Annotated in this window: 10 protein-coding genes and 6 tRNA genes; 6 read left to right on the top strand and 10 right to left on the bottom strand. The window is 60.6% G+C overall.

Annotation, left to right across the window (positions count from 1 at the left end; all coding sequences use genetic code 11):
• Positions 1-23: 23 nt before the first annotated feature.
• A complete protein-coding gene (lptF, locus tag J9892_RS02940) occupies positions 24-1,136 on the bottom strand; it encodes an LPS export ABC transporter permease LptF (protein ID WP_029313726.1) in 1,113 nt (370 codons plus the stop codon).
• A gap of 172 nt (positions 1,137-1,308) precedes the next feature.
• Here lptF and pepA point away from each other — a divergent pair, with 172 nt between their 5' ends.
• The 6 genes from pepA (at position 1,309) to pbpG (ending at position 9,524) form a co-directional block, all read left to right on the top strand.
• On the top strand, positions 1,309-2,820 hold the full coding sequence (gene pepA, locus J9892_RS02935; protein WP_010672960.1) for a leucyl aminopeptidase: 1,512 nt from the start codon (positions 1,309-1,311) through the stop codon (positions 2,818-2,820).
• Positions 2,821-2,989: 169 nt separating this feature from the next.
• Positions 2,990-3,445: a DNA polymerase III subunit chi gene (locus tag J9892_RS02930; RefSeq protein ID WP_161470422.1), complete on the top strand. Its 456-nt coding sequence runs from the start codon at positions 2,990-2,992 to the stop codon at positions 3,443-3,445.
• Positions 3,446-3,510: 65 nt separating this feature from the next.
• On the top strand, positions 3,511-6,375 hold the full coding sequence (locus J9892_RS02925) for a valine--tRNA ligase (protein ID WP_171864939.1): 2,865 nt from the start codon (positions 3,511-3,513) through the stop codon (positions 6,373-6,375).
• A 207-nt stretch (positions 6,376-6,582) separates the two neighbouring features.
• A complete protein-coding gene (locus tag J9892_RS02920) occupies positions 6,583-7,875 on the top strand; it encodes a hemolysin family protein (protein WP_029313724.1) in 1,293 nt (430 codons plus the stop codon).
• 18 nt (positions 7,876-7,893) lie between these two features.
• Positions 7,894-8,559 (top strand): DedA family protein, encoded by a 666-nt coding sequence (locus tag J9892_RS02915; protein ID WP_010672956.1) that lies wholly within the window; start codon positions 7,894-7,896, stop codon positions 8,557-8,559.
• Between the two features lie 137 nt (positions 8,560-8,696).
• On the top strand, positions 8,697-9,524 hold the full coding sequence (gene pbpG / locus J9892_RS02910) for a D-alanyl-D-alanine endopeptidase (protein WP_052815403.1): 828 nt from the start codon (positions 8,697-8,699) through the stop codon (positions 9,522-9,524).
• A 329-nt stretch (positions 9,525-9,853) separates the two neighbouring features.
• On the opposite strand, the gene J9892_RS02905 is transcribed toward pbpG, so the two are convergent.
• From J9892_RS02905 to alaS, 9 genes are all read right to left on the bottom strand, one after another.
• Positions 9,854-9,930: transfer RNA gene (locus J9892_RS02905), tRNA-Arg, on the bottom strand.
• Between the two features lie 27 nt (positions 9,931-9,957).
• Positions 9,958-10,034 (bottom strand) — tRNA-Arg (locus J9892_RS02900).
• Positions 10,035-10,061: 27 nt separating this feature from the next.
• Positions 10,062-10,138 (bottom strand) — tRNA-Arg (locus J9892_RS02895).
• A 25-nt stretch (positions 10,139-10,163) separates the two neighbouring features.
• Positions 10,164-10,240: transfer RNA gene (locus tag J9892_RS02890), tRNA-Arg, on the bottom strand.
• A 94-nt stretch (positions 10,241-10,334) separates the two neighbouring features.
• Positions 10,335-10,411: transfer RNA gene (locus J9892_RS02885), tRNA-Arg, on the bottom strand.
• A gap of 4 nt (positions 10,412-10,415) precedes the next feature.
• Positions 10,416-10,508: transfer RNA gene (locus J9892_RS02880), tRNA-Ser, on the bottom strand.
• Positions 10,509-10,720: 212 nt separating this feature from the next.
• A complete protein-coding gene (gene csrA / locus J9892_RS02875; RefSeq protein WP_005315760.1) occupies positions 10,721-10,909 on the bottom strand; it encodes a carbon storage regulator CsrA in 189 nt (62 codons plus the stop codon).
• A gap of 93 nt (positions 10,910-11,002) precedes the next feature.
• Positions 11,003-12,250, bottom strand: coding sequence for an aspartate kinase (locus J9892_RS02870; RefSeq protein ID WP_052815402.1), 1,248 nt, complete (start codon positions 12,248-12,250; stop codon positions 11,003-11,005).
• 16 nt (positions 12,251-12,266) lie between these two features.
• Entirely contained in the window at positions 12,267-14,891 is a 2,625-nt protein-coding gene (gene alaS / locus J9892_RS02865) for an alanine--tRNA ligase (RefSeq protein ID WP_041212325.1), read from the bottom strand.
• Positions 14,892-15,001 lie beyond the last annotated feature (110 nt).

Below are 15,001 nucleotides of genomic sequence, written 5' to 3'. Positions count from 1 at the left end.
GCAGAGACTCCCAGGTTGCAGCATCACGCTGACTTTCTCTTGAACAATTGCCCTTTGACCCCGTTCCACCAGCTGGTGCCCTGCAGGTTGAGAGGCAACCCTATCAGCAGCAGATAGACCAGGGGCACCAGGAACATCCCGGGCCAGTGGGGCAGACGCCCGCTGTCGATGGCCGACCGGGCGGCGCTGAGCAGCAGGAAATAGGAGAGATAGAGCAGGATGGCCGGCAGCAGCTTGGCGTAACGCCCTTGACGGGGATTGACCCGCGCCATCGGCACCACCAGGAAGGTGAGCACCAGGATGGAGAGGGGCAGCGACAGGCGCCACTGCAATTCGGCCATCAGCTGGTTGTCCTGGGTGCCGAGCAATGCCAGGGTCGGCTTGGCCGCCGCCTTGCGGTTGGATCGCTCCATCTCCTGCTGGCGGATCACCAGGCTGTATTCACGAAACTCCGAGACCTGGAACTGCTTGCCGGTGAAATGCCCCTCGTAGCGCGAGCCATCCTTCAGGGTCAACCACTGCAAGCCGTTGCTGTCGGCGGTCACCTGCCCCTCGTTGGCCACCACCACTGACGGGGGTGAGCCCCCCTCGGCCCGTTGCAGCACGAAGATTTTCTGCAACTCCGACCCCTTGTCGTTCAGATCCTGGATGTAGGCCACCAGGCGCCCCTTGTCGAGCTCCATGAAGCGACCGGCCTGCAGGAAAGAGATACCGGGATCGGCCTTGAACTCGTCGATCACCTGGTACTCCCGCTCCTTGGCCTGGGGGGCGACCCAGCCGGTATTGAACGCCGCGACGGCGGCGGTCAGCAAGGCCAGCACCAGGGCGCTGCCCATGATGAAACGGTGACTGAAACCCACCGCGTGCATCACCGTCATCTCGCTTTCCGCGTACAAACGGCCGTGAGCAAACAGAATGGCTAAAAACAGACTGATAGGCAGCATCAACAACGCCATATTCGGCAGGTTGAGCAGCAGGAGGGTGGATACCAGGCGCGTCGGCACCTCACCATCGGCGGCATCGCCAATGATCTGGATAAATTGCTGGCTGACGAAGATAAGCAGCAGCACGAACAGCACCGCCAGCTGGGTTTTCAGGGTCTCCCTGAACAAATATCGGAAAACGATCACAGTCATTCCCAAGTAAACTTGTGTTTTTAGTCGAATGCCTGAAAAATAGGGCCCTATATTGGATTTTTACCAGTTTGAACTGCGGAGCCTGTGACTGTTCGCTCCGCCTCTGATACCCCAACAAGCACCGCATTATTCAATAAATGGTGCCTTTTGTCTTTAGGATGTAGGAGATTCCATGGAGTTCAGTGTAAAGAGTGGCAGTCCTGAGAAGCAGCGCAGCGCCTGCGTCGTGGTCGGCGTTTTTGAGCCCCGCCGCCTCTCTCCGGTTGCCGAACAGCTGGACAAGATCAGCGACGGCTACCTCAGCTCGCTGCTGCGCCGTGGCGACCTGGAAGGGAAACCGGGCCAGATGCTGCTGCTGCATCAAGTACCGGGCGTGCTCAGCGAGCGCGTACTGCTGGTCGGGTGCGGCAAGGAGCGCGAACTCGACGAGCGCCAGTACAAGCAGATCATCAACAAGACCATCACCACCCTGAACGAAACCGGCTCCATGGAAGCGGTCTGCTTCCTGACCGAGCTGCACGTCAAGGGTCGGGATACCTATTGGAAGGTGCGTCAGGCGGTGGAAACCACCAAGGCGGGCCTCTACAGCTTCGATCAGTTCAAGACCAACAAGGCCGAACCGCGCCGTCCGTTGCGCAAGCTGGTCTTCAACGTGCCGACGCGTCGGGAACTGACCATAGGCGAGCGCGCCATCAACCACGGCCTGGCCGTGGCGAAAGGGGTGCGCATCTGCCGCGACGTGGCGAACATGCCGCCCAACGTCTGCAATCCCGCCTACCTCGCCTCCCAGGCCCGCCGTCTGGCGGATGCCTATGACAACATCACCACCAGGGTGGTGGGGGAGCAGGAGATGGCCGAGCTCGGCATGAACTCCTACCTGGCAGTGGCCCGTGGTTCCGAGAACGAAGCCATGATGGCCATCATCGAATACAAGGGCAACGCCGACGCCAAGCCCATCGTGCTGGTGGGCAAGGGGCTGACCTTCGACTCCGGCGGCATCTCCATCAAGCCGGCAGACGGCATGGACGAGATGAAGTACGACATGGGTGGCGCCGCCTCCGTGCTCGGCACCATGCACGCCCTGGCCCAGTTGCAGTTGCCCATCAACGTCATCGGCGTGCTGGCGGGCTGCGAGAACATGCCGGGGGGCAACGCCTACCGCCCCGGTGACATCCTCACTACCATGTCCGGCCAGACCGTCGAGGTGCTCAACACCGACGCCGAAGGCCGCCTGGTGTTGTGCGATGCCCTGACCTATGTGGACCGCTACGATCCCGAGACCGTGATCGATGTGGCGACCCTGACCGGTGCCTGCATCATCGCCCTGGGCCACCATACCTCTGGCCTCTTGGCGAACCACAACCCCCTGGCCCACGAGTTGCTCAACGCCTCCGAACAGGCCGGCGATCGCGCTTGGCGCCTGCCCCTGTTCGACGAGTATCAGGAGCAGCTGGAAAGCCCGTTCGCCGACATGGCCAACATCGGTGGCCGTCCGGCCGGTACCATCACCGCCGCTGCCTTCCTGTCGCGCTTCACCAAGAAATACAACTGGGCCCACCTGGATATCGCAGGGACCGCCTGGAAGAGCGGCAAGGAGAAGGGCTCCACCGGCCGTCCTGTGCCCCTGCTGACCCAGTTCCTGCTCAACCGGGCCGGCGTGGCGGACGTCGAAGACAAGGAGTGATCCCCTTCCCCATCGACTCGAAGAGCGATGCGAGAAGGCGTTACCCTGTATCACAAGGAAGAGGCCTGCCTCTTCCTTGTTTCATTGAGAGAATCCGGGAAGTCCGTGCCAGACGCGGCTCCCGAAGACGGCCAATCGCTGTCCGTCACAGCCAAACGGGACCGACCTGATGAGCCAAGTGACCTTTTACCTGATGAGCCTGCCCGATGATGCGGATGCCTCCGCCGTCGAGCGCCTCGCCTGCCAGCTTGCGGCCGATGGCTGGAGCGCAGGTCACCTCTATCTGCTGTGCGAGGACGAGGCCCAGGCCCTGCGTCTGGACGAGCTGTTGTGGCAGTTGCCGCCCGATCGCTTCGTGCCGCACCAGTTGCAGGGGGAGAGCGGTCAGGCCCCGGTGGAGATAGGCCATCAGCCGCCACGGCGGCGCTATGCCTGCCTCATCAACCTGGCCCGGCAGACACCTTTGTTTGCAGGACACTTCGCTCAAGTGGTAGATTTTGTCCCCACTGACGAAACGCAAAAGCAGCAAGCCCGCGAGCGCTACAAGCACTATCGCCAGGCGGGCCATACCCTCGAGATGAGGGATCAGCCCGTCCTTGCCGCACCGGATCCGGCGCAGCCCTGACTGTGCCACCCTCGATCCACGACGAATCAACACCAGAATCCATCCATCCAGAATACGGCGAGACCATGGAAAAGACTTTTAATCACAACGCCATCGAACAGGCGCTCTACCAGCACTGGGAAGCCCAGGGCTACTTCAAGCCCCACGGCGACACCAGCAAAGATTCCTTCTGCATCATGATCCCGCCGCCGAACGTCACCGGCAGCCTGCACATGGGTCACGCCTTCCAGCAAACCCTGATGGATACCCTGATCCGCTACAACCGCATGCAGGGCAAGAACACCCTGTGGCAGGCGGGTACCGACCACGCCGGTATCGCCACCCAGATGGTGGTTGAGCGCAAGATCGCCGCAGAAGAGGGCAAGACCCGCCACGATTACGGCCGGGAAGCCTTCATCGACAAGATCTGGCAGTGGAAGGAAGAGTCCGGCGGCACCATCACCCGTCAGATGCGCCGTCTGGGTGACTCCGTGGATTGGGAGCGCGAGCGCTTCACCATGGATGAGGGCCTCTCCGCCGCCGTCCAGGAAGTGTTCGTGCGCCTGTACGAAGACGGCCTGATGTACCGCGGCAAGCGTCTGGTGAACTGGGATCCCAAGCTCAACACCGCCATCTCCGACCTGGAAGTGGAAAACCGCGAGATCAAGGGCCACATGTGGCACCTTCGCTACCCGCTGGCCAACGGCGCCAAGACCGCCGAAGGCCAGGATCACCTGATCGTCGCCACCACCCGTCCGGAAACCATGCTGGGTGATACCGCCGTGGCCGTGAACCCGGAAGACCCGCGCTACAAGGCGCTGATCGGCCAGCACATCCTGCTGCCGCTGGTGAACCGTCTGATCCCCATCGTTGCCGACGAACACGCCGACATGGAGAAAGGCACCGGCTGCGTGAAAATCACCCCGGCACACGACTTCAACGACAACGAAGTGGGCAAGCGCCACAACCTGCCGATGATCAACATCTTCACCCTGGACGCCCACGTGCGTGCCGAGGCCGAAGTGGTCGATACCAATGGCAACCCGAGCACCGCCTATGACGCCGCCCTGCCGACCGAGTTCGCCGGGATGGAGCGCTTCGCCGCCCGCAAGGCCATCGTCGCCAAGCTGGACGAGCTGGGCCTCCTGGCCGAGATCAAGGATCACGTGCTGCAACAGCCTTACGGCGATCGCGGCGGCGTGCCCATCGAGCCCATGCTGACCGACCAGTGGTACGTCCGCGTGGCCCCCATGGCCAAGACCGCCATCGAGGCGGTGGAAGATGGCCGCATCCAGTTCGTGCCGAAGCAGTACGAAAACATGTACTTCTCCTGGATGCGCGACATTCAGGACTGGTGCGTCTCCCGTCAGCTGTGGTGGGGTCACCGCATCCCGGCCTGGTATGACGATGCCGGCAACGTCTACGTGGGCCGCAACGAAGAGGAAGTGCGCGCCAAGCACAGCATCCCGGCCGTAACCGTACTGCGTCAGGACGAAGACGTGCTCGACACCTGGTTCAGCTCCGCCCTGTGGACCTTCTCCACTCTGGGCTGGCCGAACAACACCGAGGCACTCAAGACCTTCCACCCGACCGACGTGCTGATGAGCGGCTTCGACATCATCTTCTTCTGGATTGCCCGGATGATCATGATGACCATGCACTTCATCAAGGACGAAAACGGCCAGCCGCAAGTCCCGTTCAAGACCGTCTACATCACCGGTCTTATCCGTGACGAAGAGGGCCAGAAGATGTCCAAGTCCAAGGGCAACGTGCTGGACCCGCTCGACATGATCGACGGCATATCGCTGGAAGATCTGCTGGAGAAGCGCACCGGCAACATGATGCAGCCGCAGATGGCCGAGAAGATCGCCAAGCGTACCGCCAAGCAGTTCCCGGAAGGGATCGATGCCCACGGTACCGACGCCCTGCGCTTCACGCTGGCAGCGCTGGCCTCTACCGGTCGTGACATCAACTGGGACATGAAACGCCTGGACGGCTACAACAACTTCTGCAACAAGCTGTGGAACGCCTCCCGCTATGTGCTGATGAACACCGAAGATCAGGATTGCGGCTTCTCTTCGCAAGGGAATGGTGGCGAGATGCAGTTCAGCCTGGCGGATCGCTGGATCCAGTCCCAGCTGCAAGTGGCCATCCGTGACTTCCGCACCGCCCTCGATACCTACCGCTTCGACATCGCGGCAGGCGTGTTGTACGAATTTATCTGGAACCAGTTCTGTGACTGGTATCTGGAGCTGACCAAGCCGGTACTGACCAAGGGCTCCGAGGCCGAGCAGCGCGCTGCCCGCCACACCCTCGTCAGCGTCCTCGAGAACCTGTTGCGCCTGGCACACCCGATCATCCCGTTCATCACCGAGACCATCTGGAAATCGGTCGCCCCGCTGGCTGGCGTACACGCCGACACCATCATGATTCAGGCTTTCCCGGAGTTCGACGCCGCCAAGGTGGACGACGCCGCGATGGCGGATCAGGAGTGGGTGAAGGAGTTCATCGTCAGCATCCGCAACATCCGCGCCGAGATGAACGTGGCCCCGAGCGTGCCCCTCAACGTGCTGCTCCAGTGCGATGCCAAGGATGCCCAGCGCGCCGCTGACAACGAGGCCTTCCTCAAGTCGCTGGCCCGTCTGGAATCCATCCGCGTACTGGCGGCCGGTGAAACCGCCCCGCTGTCGGTGAAGAAGCTGATCGGTGCCACCGAGCTGATGATCCCGATGGCCGGTCTCATCGACAAGGAAGCCGAGCTGGCCCGTCTGGCCAAAGAGGTGGCCCGTCTGGTGGGCGAGTGCGGCCGCATCGAAGGCAAGCTCGGCAACGAAGCCTTCGTCGCCAAGGCGCCGGAAGCGGTCATCACCAAGGAGCGCGAGAAGCTGGAAGATTACCGTCTCCAGCTGACCAAGCTGGAAGCCCAACAGGCCGAGATCGCCGCGCTCTAAGCCACAGCGCAACATGACAAGCCCCCGTTTATCGGGGGCTTTTTCATGTCAGGGGTTCAGTTCTCCCTCTCCTGCCCCGCGGTTTTATCCCTCCCGCCGGGGCGATATTCAAAAATTCACGAGCCAAATCACCTCCTTTCACAAGCGCAGAGCCCGCAAATTCATTACACTGCCAGCGGTCTTTTCTATCGGGAGTGCTGCTGCAGTATGGAAATATTGATCCTGTTTGGATTGATTTTGCTCAATGGCGTCTTCGCCATGTCGGAAATCGCCATCGTGACGGCACGCAAGGCACGCCTCGCCAAAATGGCGAGCGAAGGGAGCCGCTCCGCCGCCATCGCCCTCAAGCTCGGGGAAGATCCGACCCATTTCCTCTCCGCCGTGCAGATCGGCATCACCAGCATCGGTCTGCTCAACGGTATCTATGGCGAGTCCCTGCTGGCCCAGCCCTTCGCTCTCTGGCTGCAGGAGTGGGGGCTCTCCCCCAAGAGCAGCAGCCTGCTCGCCACCGTCATCGTGGTCGTGCTGGTCACCTATCTCTCCATCGTGGTAGGGGAGCTCGTGCCCAAACGCCTCGGACAGCTCAGCGCCGAGCGCATCGCCTGTCTGGTAGCCCGCCCCATGCTCTGGCTGGCGACCCTGACCCGTCCCTTCGTCTGGTTGCTCTCCGCCTCCACCAACGCCAGCCTGCGGCTGCTGCGGGTCGATCAGCGCAGCAGCAACAACGTCACTCAGGAGGAGATCCACGCCATGCTGGTGGAGGGCTCCGAAGCGGGGGTGATCGAGGACCATGAGCACACTATGTTGCGCAACGTGTTCCGCCTCGACGAACGCAGCCTGGCCTCCCTGATGGTGCCGCGCAGCGACATCCGCTATCTGGACCTGTCACTGCCGCTGGAAGTGAACCTCCAACGTCTGGTGGAGTATCGCCACAGCTTCTTCCCTGTCTGTGACGGCAGCTTGTCGGATCTCGTCGGCATCCTCAACGTCAGCAAGGTGCTGCACGCCTACATCAAGGGAGAGCCCATCGATCTGGCGGCGCTGACCCAGGACGGCAGCCTGCTGCCGGAGACCCTCAACGGCCTGGAGCTGCTCAACCACTTCCGTACCCACTCCGAGCACATGGTGCTGGTGGTGGACGAATATGGCGAGCTGCAGGGGCTGGTCACCCAGCAGGATCTGCTGGAAACCCTGGCCGGCGACTTCCAGCAGGAAGATGGGGAGGACAACTGGGCCTTCCAGCGCGCCGACGGCAGCTGGCTGCTCGACGGCCTCATTCCGCTGCCAGAATTGAAGGACTGTCTGGAGCTGGTTCGTCTGCCGGAAGAAGAAAAACATCACTATCACACCCTTGGAGGGCTTATCATGCTGCTCCTTGGCCGCCTTCCCCAGACCGGAGACCTGGTCACCCTGGAACAGTGGCAACTGGAAATCGTGGATATGGACGGCCTGCGCATCGACAAGGTACTTGCCATGCCCTTGACCGACCAACCCAGCTAACCTGCGGAGTTTGCATGTATGGAGCAGTTTTACCACCTGGCTCACGCCTTTATGCATCAGGATCTGGCGACACTCTCTGATCCCAAGATGGTCTTCATGGTCTATGTCGTCCTGCTGACCTTCCTGGTGCTCGAGAATGGCTTTATCCCCACCGCCTTCCTGCCAGGGGATACCCTGCTGATCCTGACCGGCGTGCTGATCTATCAGGGGGTGTTGCCGATGGCGGTGGTCCCGCTGCTGATCATGGCGACCTTCGTCGGTACCTGGCTTGGCTACATGCAGGGGCGTTTCCTCGGCCACACCCGGATGTATCACAGGCTGATGTCCCACCTTGATGACAAGCACAAGGAGAAGGTGCACTACCTGCTCAACAAGTACGGCATCATCACCCTGATCACCGCCCGCTACATCGCCTTCGTGCGTACCGCCTACCCCTATATCGTCGGCGCCAACGAGATCCCCCAGGGGCGCTTCCTGGTGGTCAACCTGATCAGCTCCATCATGTGGATCTGCCCCCTGGTCGGGCTGGGTTACTACCTGAGCCACACCAAGCTGGCCGCGCAGTATGAGTCCCAATTTCTCAGCGTCATTCTCTACCTGCCGGTCGTGCTGCTGGTGGGCGGCCTCATCGCTCTGGTCTGGCGCTGGTGGAGCAGACGCAAGCCCGGCGTCTCCAGAGAGTGAGACAGACCACAGGGTCGCCCACAGGCGGCCCTTTTTTTATGGAAAATAGTGGCGAATTCCCCCTGCTCGCTCTTGTAAAGCAGGGGCAAAAATGAGTGAATCTAGCGCCTTTTTTCGCTGTGGATGGAGTTGGTTGTATGGGGTGTTGGATTCGCGCAATCGCGCTGGTAGGTGGATTGATGGGACTGCTGGGTTCGCAGACAGCCCTGGCGACCCCCAACCCGGCCAAGCTGCAGCTCAAATCGGGCAGTGCCCTGGTGATGGACGTCAACACCGGCAAGACCCTGTATCAGAAAAACCCCACCCGGGTGCGCCCCATCGCCTCCCTCACCAAGCTGATGACGGCGCTGGTGGTGCTGGATGCCCGCCAGAACCTCAATCAGACCCTGACCATCGATCAGAACGACAGGGACAACATCAAGCACACCTATTCACGGGTGCGCATGGGCACCCAGGTCAGCCGCCGTGACGCCCTGCATCTGGCGCTGATGTCCTCCGAAAACCGCATGGCCTCGGCGCTTGCCCGCCACTACCCGGGGGGTCGCCAGGCCTTCATCCGCGCCATGAACAACAAGGCCAGACAGCTCGGCATGCGCAACACCCGCTACTATGACTCCACCGGTCTCTCGACCCGCAACGTCTCCACCGCCCAGGATCTGGCCAAGCTCCTCTCTGCGGCCTATCGACAGCCGCTGATCCGTGAATTCACCCAGGACACCAGCAGGGAGATGCGCTTTCACAAGCCGGCCTACAGCCTGATGTTCAACAATACCAACCCGCTGGTGAAGAACCCGGACTGGGATGTACGCCTCTCCAAGACAGGCTATACCGACGAAGCGGGCCGCTGCCTGCTGATGCGTGCCAAACCGGATCGTCAGGAGCTCGCCATCGTACTGCTCAACTCGGTGGGCAAACGCACCCCTGTCGGGGATGCCAACCGCATCCGCAAGTGGCTGAAAAGCTGATTCTCTCCACGAAGACATGAAAGGATGCCGCGGCATCCTTTTTTATTGCCAGCCAAACGCCTCAGCAGGCCGCCAGAGGGCGCCAGCCCCGCACAGCATAGATGCGCATGGTTCGTGCCCCCAGGTAGCCACAGGCACGACCACGGGATGCGTCAGCAGCCTGCCAGGCAAGACACGTGGAGAGTGGTGACCCGGGGGCACGTGCAGCAAGGGGGAACCGTCCCCCATGGGAGCGTCAGGGAGAAGGACACGAGAGAGACAACCCCATGATGGGGAGGAGGATATCGCCCATAAAAAAACAGCCCCGACTGACGTCGAGGCTGTCTGTATGGTGCGCCCGAGAGGATTCGAACCTCTGACCACCTGGTTCGTAGCCAGGTACTCTATCCAGCTGAGCTACGGGCGCTCACAACTTGTTGCACTGCTTGAAATATGGTGCGCCCGAGAGGATTCGAACCTCTGACCACCTGGTTCGTAGCCAGGTACTCTATCCAGCTGAGCTACGGGCGCTCATAAATTGTTGCACTGCTTTAAACATGGTGCGCCCGAGAGGATTCGAACCTCTGACCACCTGGTTCGTAGCCAGGTACTCTATCCAGCTGAGCTACGGGCGCTCATAAATCATTGTATTGCTTGAAATGGTGCGCCCGAGAGGATTCGAACCTCTGACCACCTGGTTCGTAGCCAGGTACTCTATCCAGCTGAGCTACGGGCGCCCTGTTTTCAAACGATAAAAAAAGCTTACTCAACAGTAAGCCTTCCTTAGTGCCGACTTGCTTATGGTCAACACATGACTCCAAGAGTCAAATATGGTGCGCCCGAGAGGATTCGAACCTCTGACCACCTGGTTCGTAGCCAGGTACTCTATCCAGCTGAGCTACGGGCGCAAAATGGCGGAGAAGGGGGGATTCGAACCCCCGATGCGGGTATAAGCCGCATACTCCCTTAGCAGGGGAGCGCCTTCAGCCTCTCGGCCACCTCTCCGTTTGCGGGGCTGATAATACTTCACAGGGATTTTTAGTCAAACACTTTTTTGGAGAAAACAGAGCGTTCGCTCAGCATTTGGCCAAAGAGTGGAATATTCAAGCAATATCGACACTTACCCAGTAGTTTCGCGCTCTGCAGGCCGATTTGCAGGCCCCTGAAAAACAAAAGGCGACATCCGGGATGTCGCCTTCAGGCAGCCATGAAATGGCTTAGAAATTCGGTTGGCCCGGGACTTTCTCGGCCTGTATCCGCATGTAGATCTCTTCGCGGTGTACGGAAACCTCTTTCGGTGCATTCACACCGATACGAACCTGGTTCCCTTTTACGCCCAGTACGGTAACGGTTACTTCGTCACCAATCATCAGGGTTTCCCCTACACGACGAGTCAAAATAAGCATTCGCTTGCTCCTGTATCCTGTTTTGTATTTATATCGATATGCGCCATTATCTTACAAAGATACCGATATGGTAAATGGTTGAAACTAAATCAATCAGGGATTGTTTCCCAAGGGCTGCTCATGAGGCTCTTGATCCAACCCGAACGCCGAGTGCAACGAACGCACGGCCAGCTCCAGGTACTTCTCGTCAATCACCACGGATATCTTGATTTCAGAGGTGGAGATCAGCTGCATGTTGATCCCTTCCTCACCCAATACCTTGAACATGGTGCGCGCTACACCAGGATGATTCCACATGCCGACCCCGACGATGGAGACCTTGGCGATCTCTCCGTTGCCCTGCACGCAGGCGGCCCCCAGCTCGCTGGCGGTCTCCTCCAGCAAGGCGCGGGCCCGGCGATAATCATCGCGATTCACCGTGAAGGTGAAGTCGGCGGTACCATCCCCCATGGTGTTCTGCACTATCATGTCGACATCTATGTTGGCGTCGCTGATCGGATTCAGGATCTGCGCGGCCACGGTCGGCCTGTCCGGCACACCCAGAATGGTCAGGCTGGCCTCGTTGCGATTGAACGCAATGCCGGATACCAGGGGTGCTTCCATCCTCTCACCTCCATATGTGATTAAGGTTCCCTCTCCGTCGACGAAACTCGACAGCACCCTTAGCGGCACGCGGTACTTGCCCGCGAACTCGACCGAACGGATCTGCAGCACCTTGGCTCCGAGACTCGCCATCTCGAGCATCTCCTCGAAGGTGATGGTATCGAGGCGACGCGCCTTGGGCTCGATGCGCGGATCCGTGGTATACACCCCGTCCACATCGGTAAAGATCTGGCACTCATCTGCCTTGATGGCCGCAGCCACGGCCACCGCGGTGGTATCCGAACCCCCTCGGCCCAGGGTAGTGATGGCATTATGCTCATCGCGCCCCTGGAAACCGGCAATCACCACCACCTTGCCGGCACCGAGTGCGGCTCCCACCTGCTCGGTGTCGATACGGGTGATGCGCGCCTTGCCATAGGCGGAGTCGGTGTGGATGCGGACCTGATCACCGGTCATCGAGACTGCGGGGCAACCGCGCTTGTTGAGCGCAATCGCCAGCAGTGCAATGGTGACCTGCTCACCGGTGGAGATCAGCACATCCATCTCGCGCCGGTTGGCATCCTGGTCCAGCTGCTGGGCCATGCCCAGCAACCGGTTGGTTTCGCCCGACATGGCGGAGACCACCACCACCACGTCATGTCCCTGGGCACGGGTCAGTTGAACCCGCTCAGCAACTGCCTCGATCCGCTCCAGCGTGCCGACCGAGGTGCCACCGTACTTCTGTACATAGAGTGCCACAGATCACCTCGCCCGCTTACAGGCGCTCTTCCAGCCAGGAGTGAACGGATTGCAGCGCCGCCGGCACCGCCTCAGGCTGGGTACCACCCGCCTGTGCCATGTCGGGACGACCACCGCCCTTGCCACCCACCTGCTGGGCCACCAGATTGACCAGCTCACCAGCTTTGACCTTACCGGTCAGGTCATTGGTCACGCCCGCGATCAGGTTGACCTTGCCATCACTGCTGGTTGCCAGCAGCACGACACCGGATTTCATCTGGTTCTTCAGCTCGTCCAGCATGCCGCGCAGGGATTTGGGGTCGACCCCTTCCAGGGCGGCAACCAGCACCTTCTGGCCATTGATGTCGATGACCTGACTCAGCAGGTCGTTACCCGCCTGCGCCGCCAGCTTGGCTTTGAGCTGTTCCAGCTCGCGCTCCATCATCTTGGCCTTGTCCAGTACCTGGCGCACCTTGTCGGCGATGGAAAACTGATCGCCCTTCACCAGCGCGGCGGCCTCTTCGATCTGTTCACCCAGCTGGTGCATCAGATCGATGGCGCTCTTGCCGGTGACCGCTTCGATACGACGCACGCCAGCCGCGATGCCGCTCTCGGCAATGATCTTGAAGAAGCCGATGTCACCGGTGCGCTTGGCGTGAGTACCGCCGCACAGCTCGGTGGAGTAGTCGCCCATGCGTACCACACGCACATCGTCTTCATATTTCTCGCCAAACAGCGCCATGGCACCGGCTGACTTGGCCTCTTCCAGCCCCATCAGCTGGGTGGCCACCTCGTGGTTGGCACGGATCTGGGCGTTGACGAGCTCCTCGATCCGGCGAATGGTCGCCATGGTCAGCCCTTCGAAGTGGGAGAAGTCGAAGCGCATGCGCTCGGCGCCCACCAGGGATCCTTTCTGGGTCACGTGCTCACCCAGCGCCTGGCGCAAGGCCGCGTGCAGCAGGTGAGTCACGGAGTGGTTAAGGGCGATGGCCTGACGACGGTCGCCATCGACCACGGCCTCGACCTCGGCTCCCTTCTCCAGGGTACCCAGTTCCAGATAGCCCTTGTGGATGATCGCCTTGCCCGCTTTCTGGGTGTCGGTGACGGCGAAGATGCCGTCATCCACCTTGAGGATGCCGCTGTCACCCACCTGACCGCCGGACTCCGCATAGAAGGGGGTCTCCGCCAGCACGATCACGGCCTCTTCACCAGCGATGAGGCCATTGACCTCGACACCATCCTTGTAGATACCGACCACCTGAGTGTTCTGGCTCAGCTGTTTGTAACCGGTAAAGGGGGTCTCGAAATCGAGCTTCAGCACGTCGTTGTAGTTCACGCCGAAACTGGAAGCCTCTTTCGCGCGGGCGCGCTGCTTCTCCATCTCGGCCTTGAAGCCCTCTTCGTCGATGCCGATCTCGCGCTCGCGCACCACATCGGCGGTCAGGTCGGCCGGGAAGCCGTAAGTGTCATAGAGCTTGAACACCACTTCACCCGGGATCACCTTGGCATCACCGAGGTTGGCCAGGGCGTCTTCCAGCAGCAGCAGACCTCTGTCCAGCGTGCGGACGAACTGCTCCTCCTCGATGCGCAACACTCGCTCGACCAGCGGCAGCTGGGCGATCAGTTCCGCCGCCACATCCTTCATCTGCACGGCCAGCTCGGCAGCCAGCTTGTAGAAGAAGACGTCGGTAGCACCCAGCTTGCGGCCGTGACGCACGGCGCGGCGGATGATGCGGCGCAGCACGTAGCCGCGACCTTCATTGGAGGGCATGACACCGTCAGCCACCAGGAAGGCGCAGGAACGGATGTGGTCCGCGATGACGCGCAGGGACTGGTTGCTCAGATCCGTGGTGCCGACAATCTCGGCCGCCTTCTTGATCAACGCCTGGAAGATGTCGATCTCATAGTTGGAGTGCACCCCCTGCATGATGGCGGAGATACGCTCCAGACCCATGCCGGTATCCACGGACGGACGGGGCAGCGGCTCCATGGTGCCGTCAGCCTGACGGTTGAACTGCATGAAGACCACGTTCCAGATCTCGATGAAGCGGTCGCCATCCTCTTCCGGTGAACCGGGAGGGCCACCCCAGATGTGATCGCCGTGGTCGTAGAAGATCTCGGTGCAGGGACCGCATGGGCCGGTATCGCCCATGGCCCAGAAGTTGTCGGATGCATAAGGAGCACCCTTGTTGTCACCGATGCGCACGATGCGATCGGCCGGCACGCCGACCTCTTTTTCCCAGATGTCGAAGGCTTCGTCATCAGTCGCGTAGACGGTCACCAGCAGGCGCTCTTTGGGCAGCTTGAGGGTACCGGTCAGGAATTCCCATGCAAACCGGATGGCGTCCTGTTTGAAGTAGTCACCGAAGCTGAAGTTGCCCAGCATCTCGAAGAAGGTATGGTGACGGGCGGTATAGCCGACGTTTTCCAGGTCATTGTGCTTGCCGCCAGCCCGCACGCAACGCTGGGCCGTGGTGGCACGGTGATAGGCACGCTTGTCGGCGCCAAGGAACACGTCCTTGAACTGGTTCATCCCTGCGTTGGTGAACAGCAGGGTCGGATCGTTGTGCGGTACCAGCGAGCTGGAAGAGACAACCTGGTGTCCCTGGGTGCGGAAATACTCGAGAAACGCAGCGCGAATCTCTGACGTGGACATGTACATGGAAAATCCTGCTTGATTCGAATACGGACTTTTAACCGCATTAATGTAAGTTTTCTGCAGGGTAAAGTAAAACGTGGGGACCCTTGGCGGGTGAAATAGCCCCCAAGGGG

Origin of the sequence: Aeromonas sp. Prich7-2, from assembly GCF_017939255.1 — a bacterium.
Classification (GTDB): domain Bacteria; phylum Pseudomonadota; class Gammaproteobacteria; order Enterobacterales; family Aeromonadaceae; genus Aeromonas; species Aeromonas caviae.
This window is presented reverse-complemented; position numbering and strand designations above follow the sequence as displayed.

Excerpts from the sequence above, each read along its gene's own strand:
- J9892_RS02920 (WP_029313724.1), top strand. The coding sequence starts at position 6,583 with ATGGAAATATTGATCCTGTTTGGATTGATTTTGCTCAATGGCGTCTTC.
- J9892_RS02925 (WP_171864939.1), top strand. The coding sequence starts at position 3,511 with ATGGAAAAGACTTTTAATCACAACGCCATCGAACAGGCGCTCTACCAG.
- lptF (WP_029313726.1), bottom strand. The coding sequence starts at position 1,136 with ATGACTGTGATCGTTTTCCGATATTTGTTCAGGGAGACCCTGAAAACC.
- J9892_RS02930 (WP_161470422.1), top strand. The coding sequence starts at position 2,990 with ATGAGCCAAGTGACCTTTTACCTGATGAGCCTGCCCGATGATGCGGAT.
- pepA (WP_010672960.1), top strand. The coding sequence starts at position 1,309 with ATGGAGTTCAGTGTAAAGAGTGGCAGTCCTGAGAAGCAGCGCAGCGCC.
- csrA (WP_005315760.1), bottom strand. The coding sequence starts at position 10,909 with ATGCTTATTTTGACTCGTCGTGTAGGGGAAACCCTGATGATTGGTGAC.
- pbpG (WP_052815403.1), top strand. The coding sequence starts at position 8,697 with ATGGGGTGTTGGATTCGCGCAATCGCGCTGGTAGGTGGATTGATGGGA.
- J9892_RS02915 (WP_010672956.1), top strand. The coding sequence starts at position 7,894 with ATGGAGCAGTTTTACCACCTGGCTCACGCCTTTATGCATCAGGATCTG.
- alaS (WP_041212325.1), bottom strand. The coding sequence starts at position 14,891 with ATGTACATGTCCACGTCAGAGATTCGCGCTGCGTTTCTCGAGTATTTC.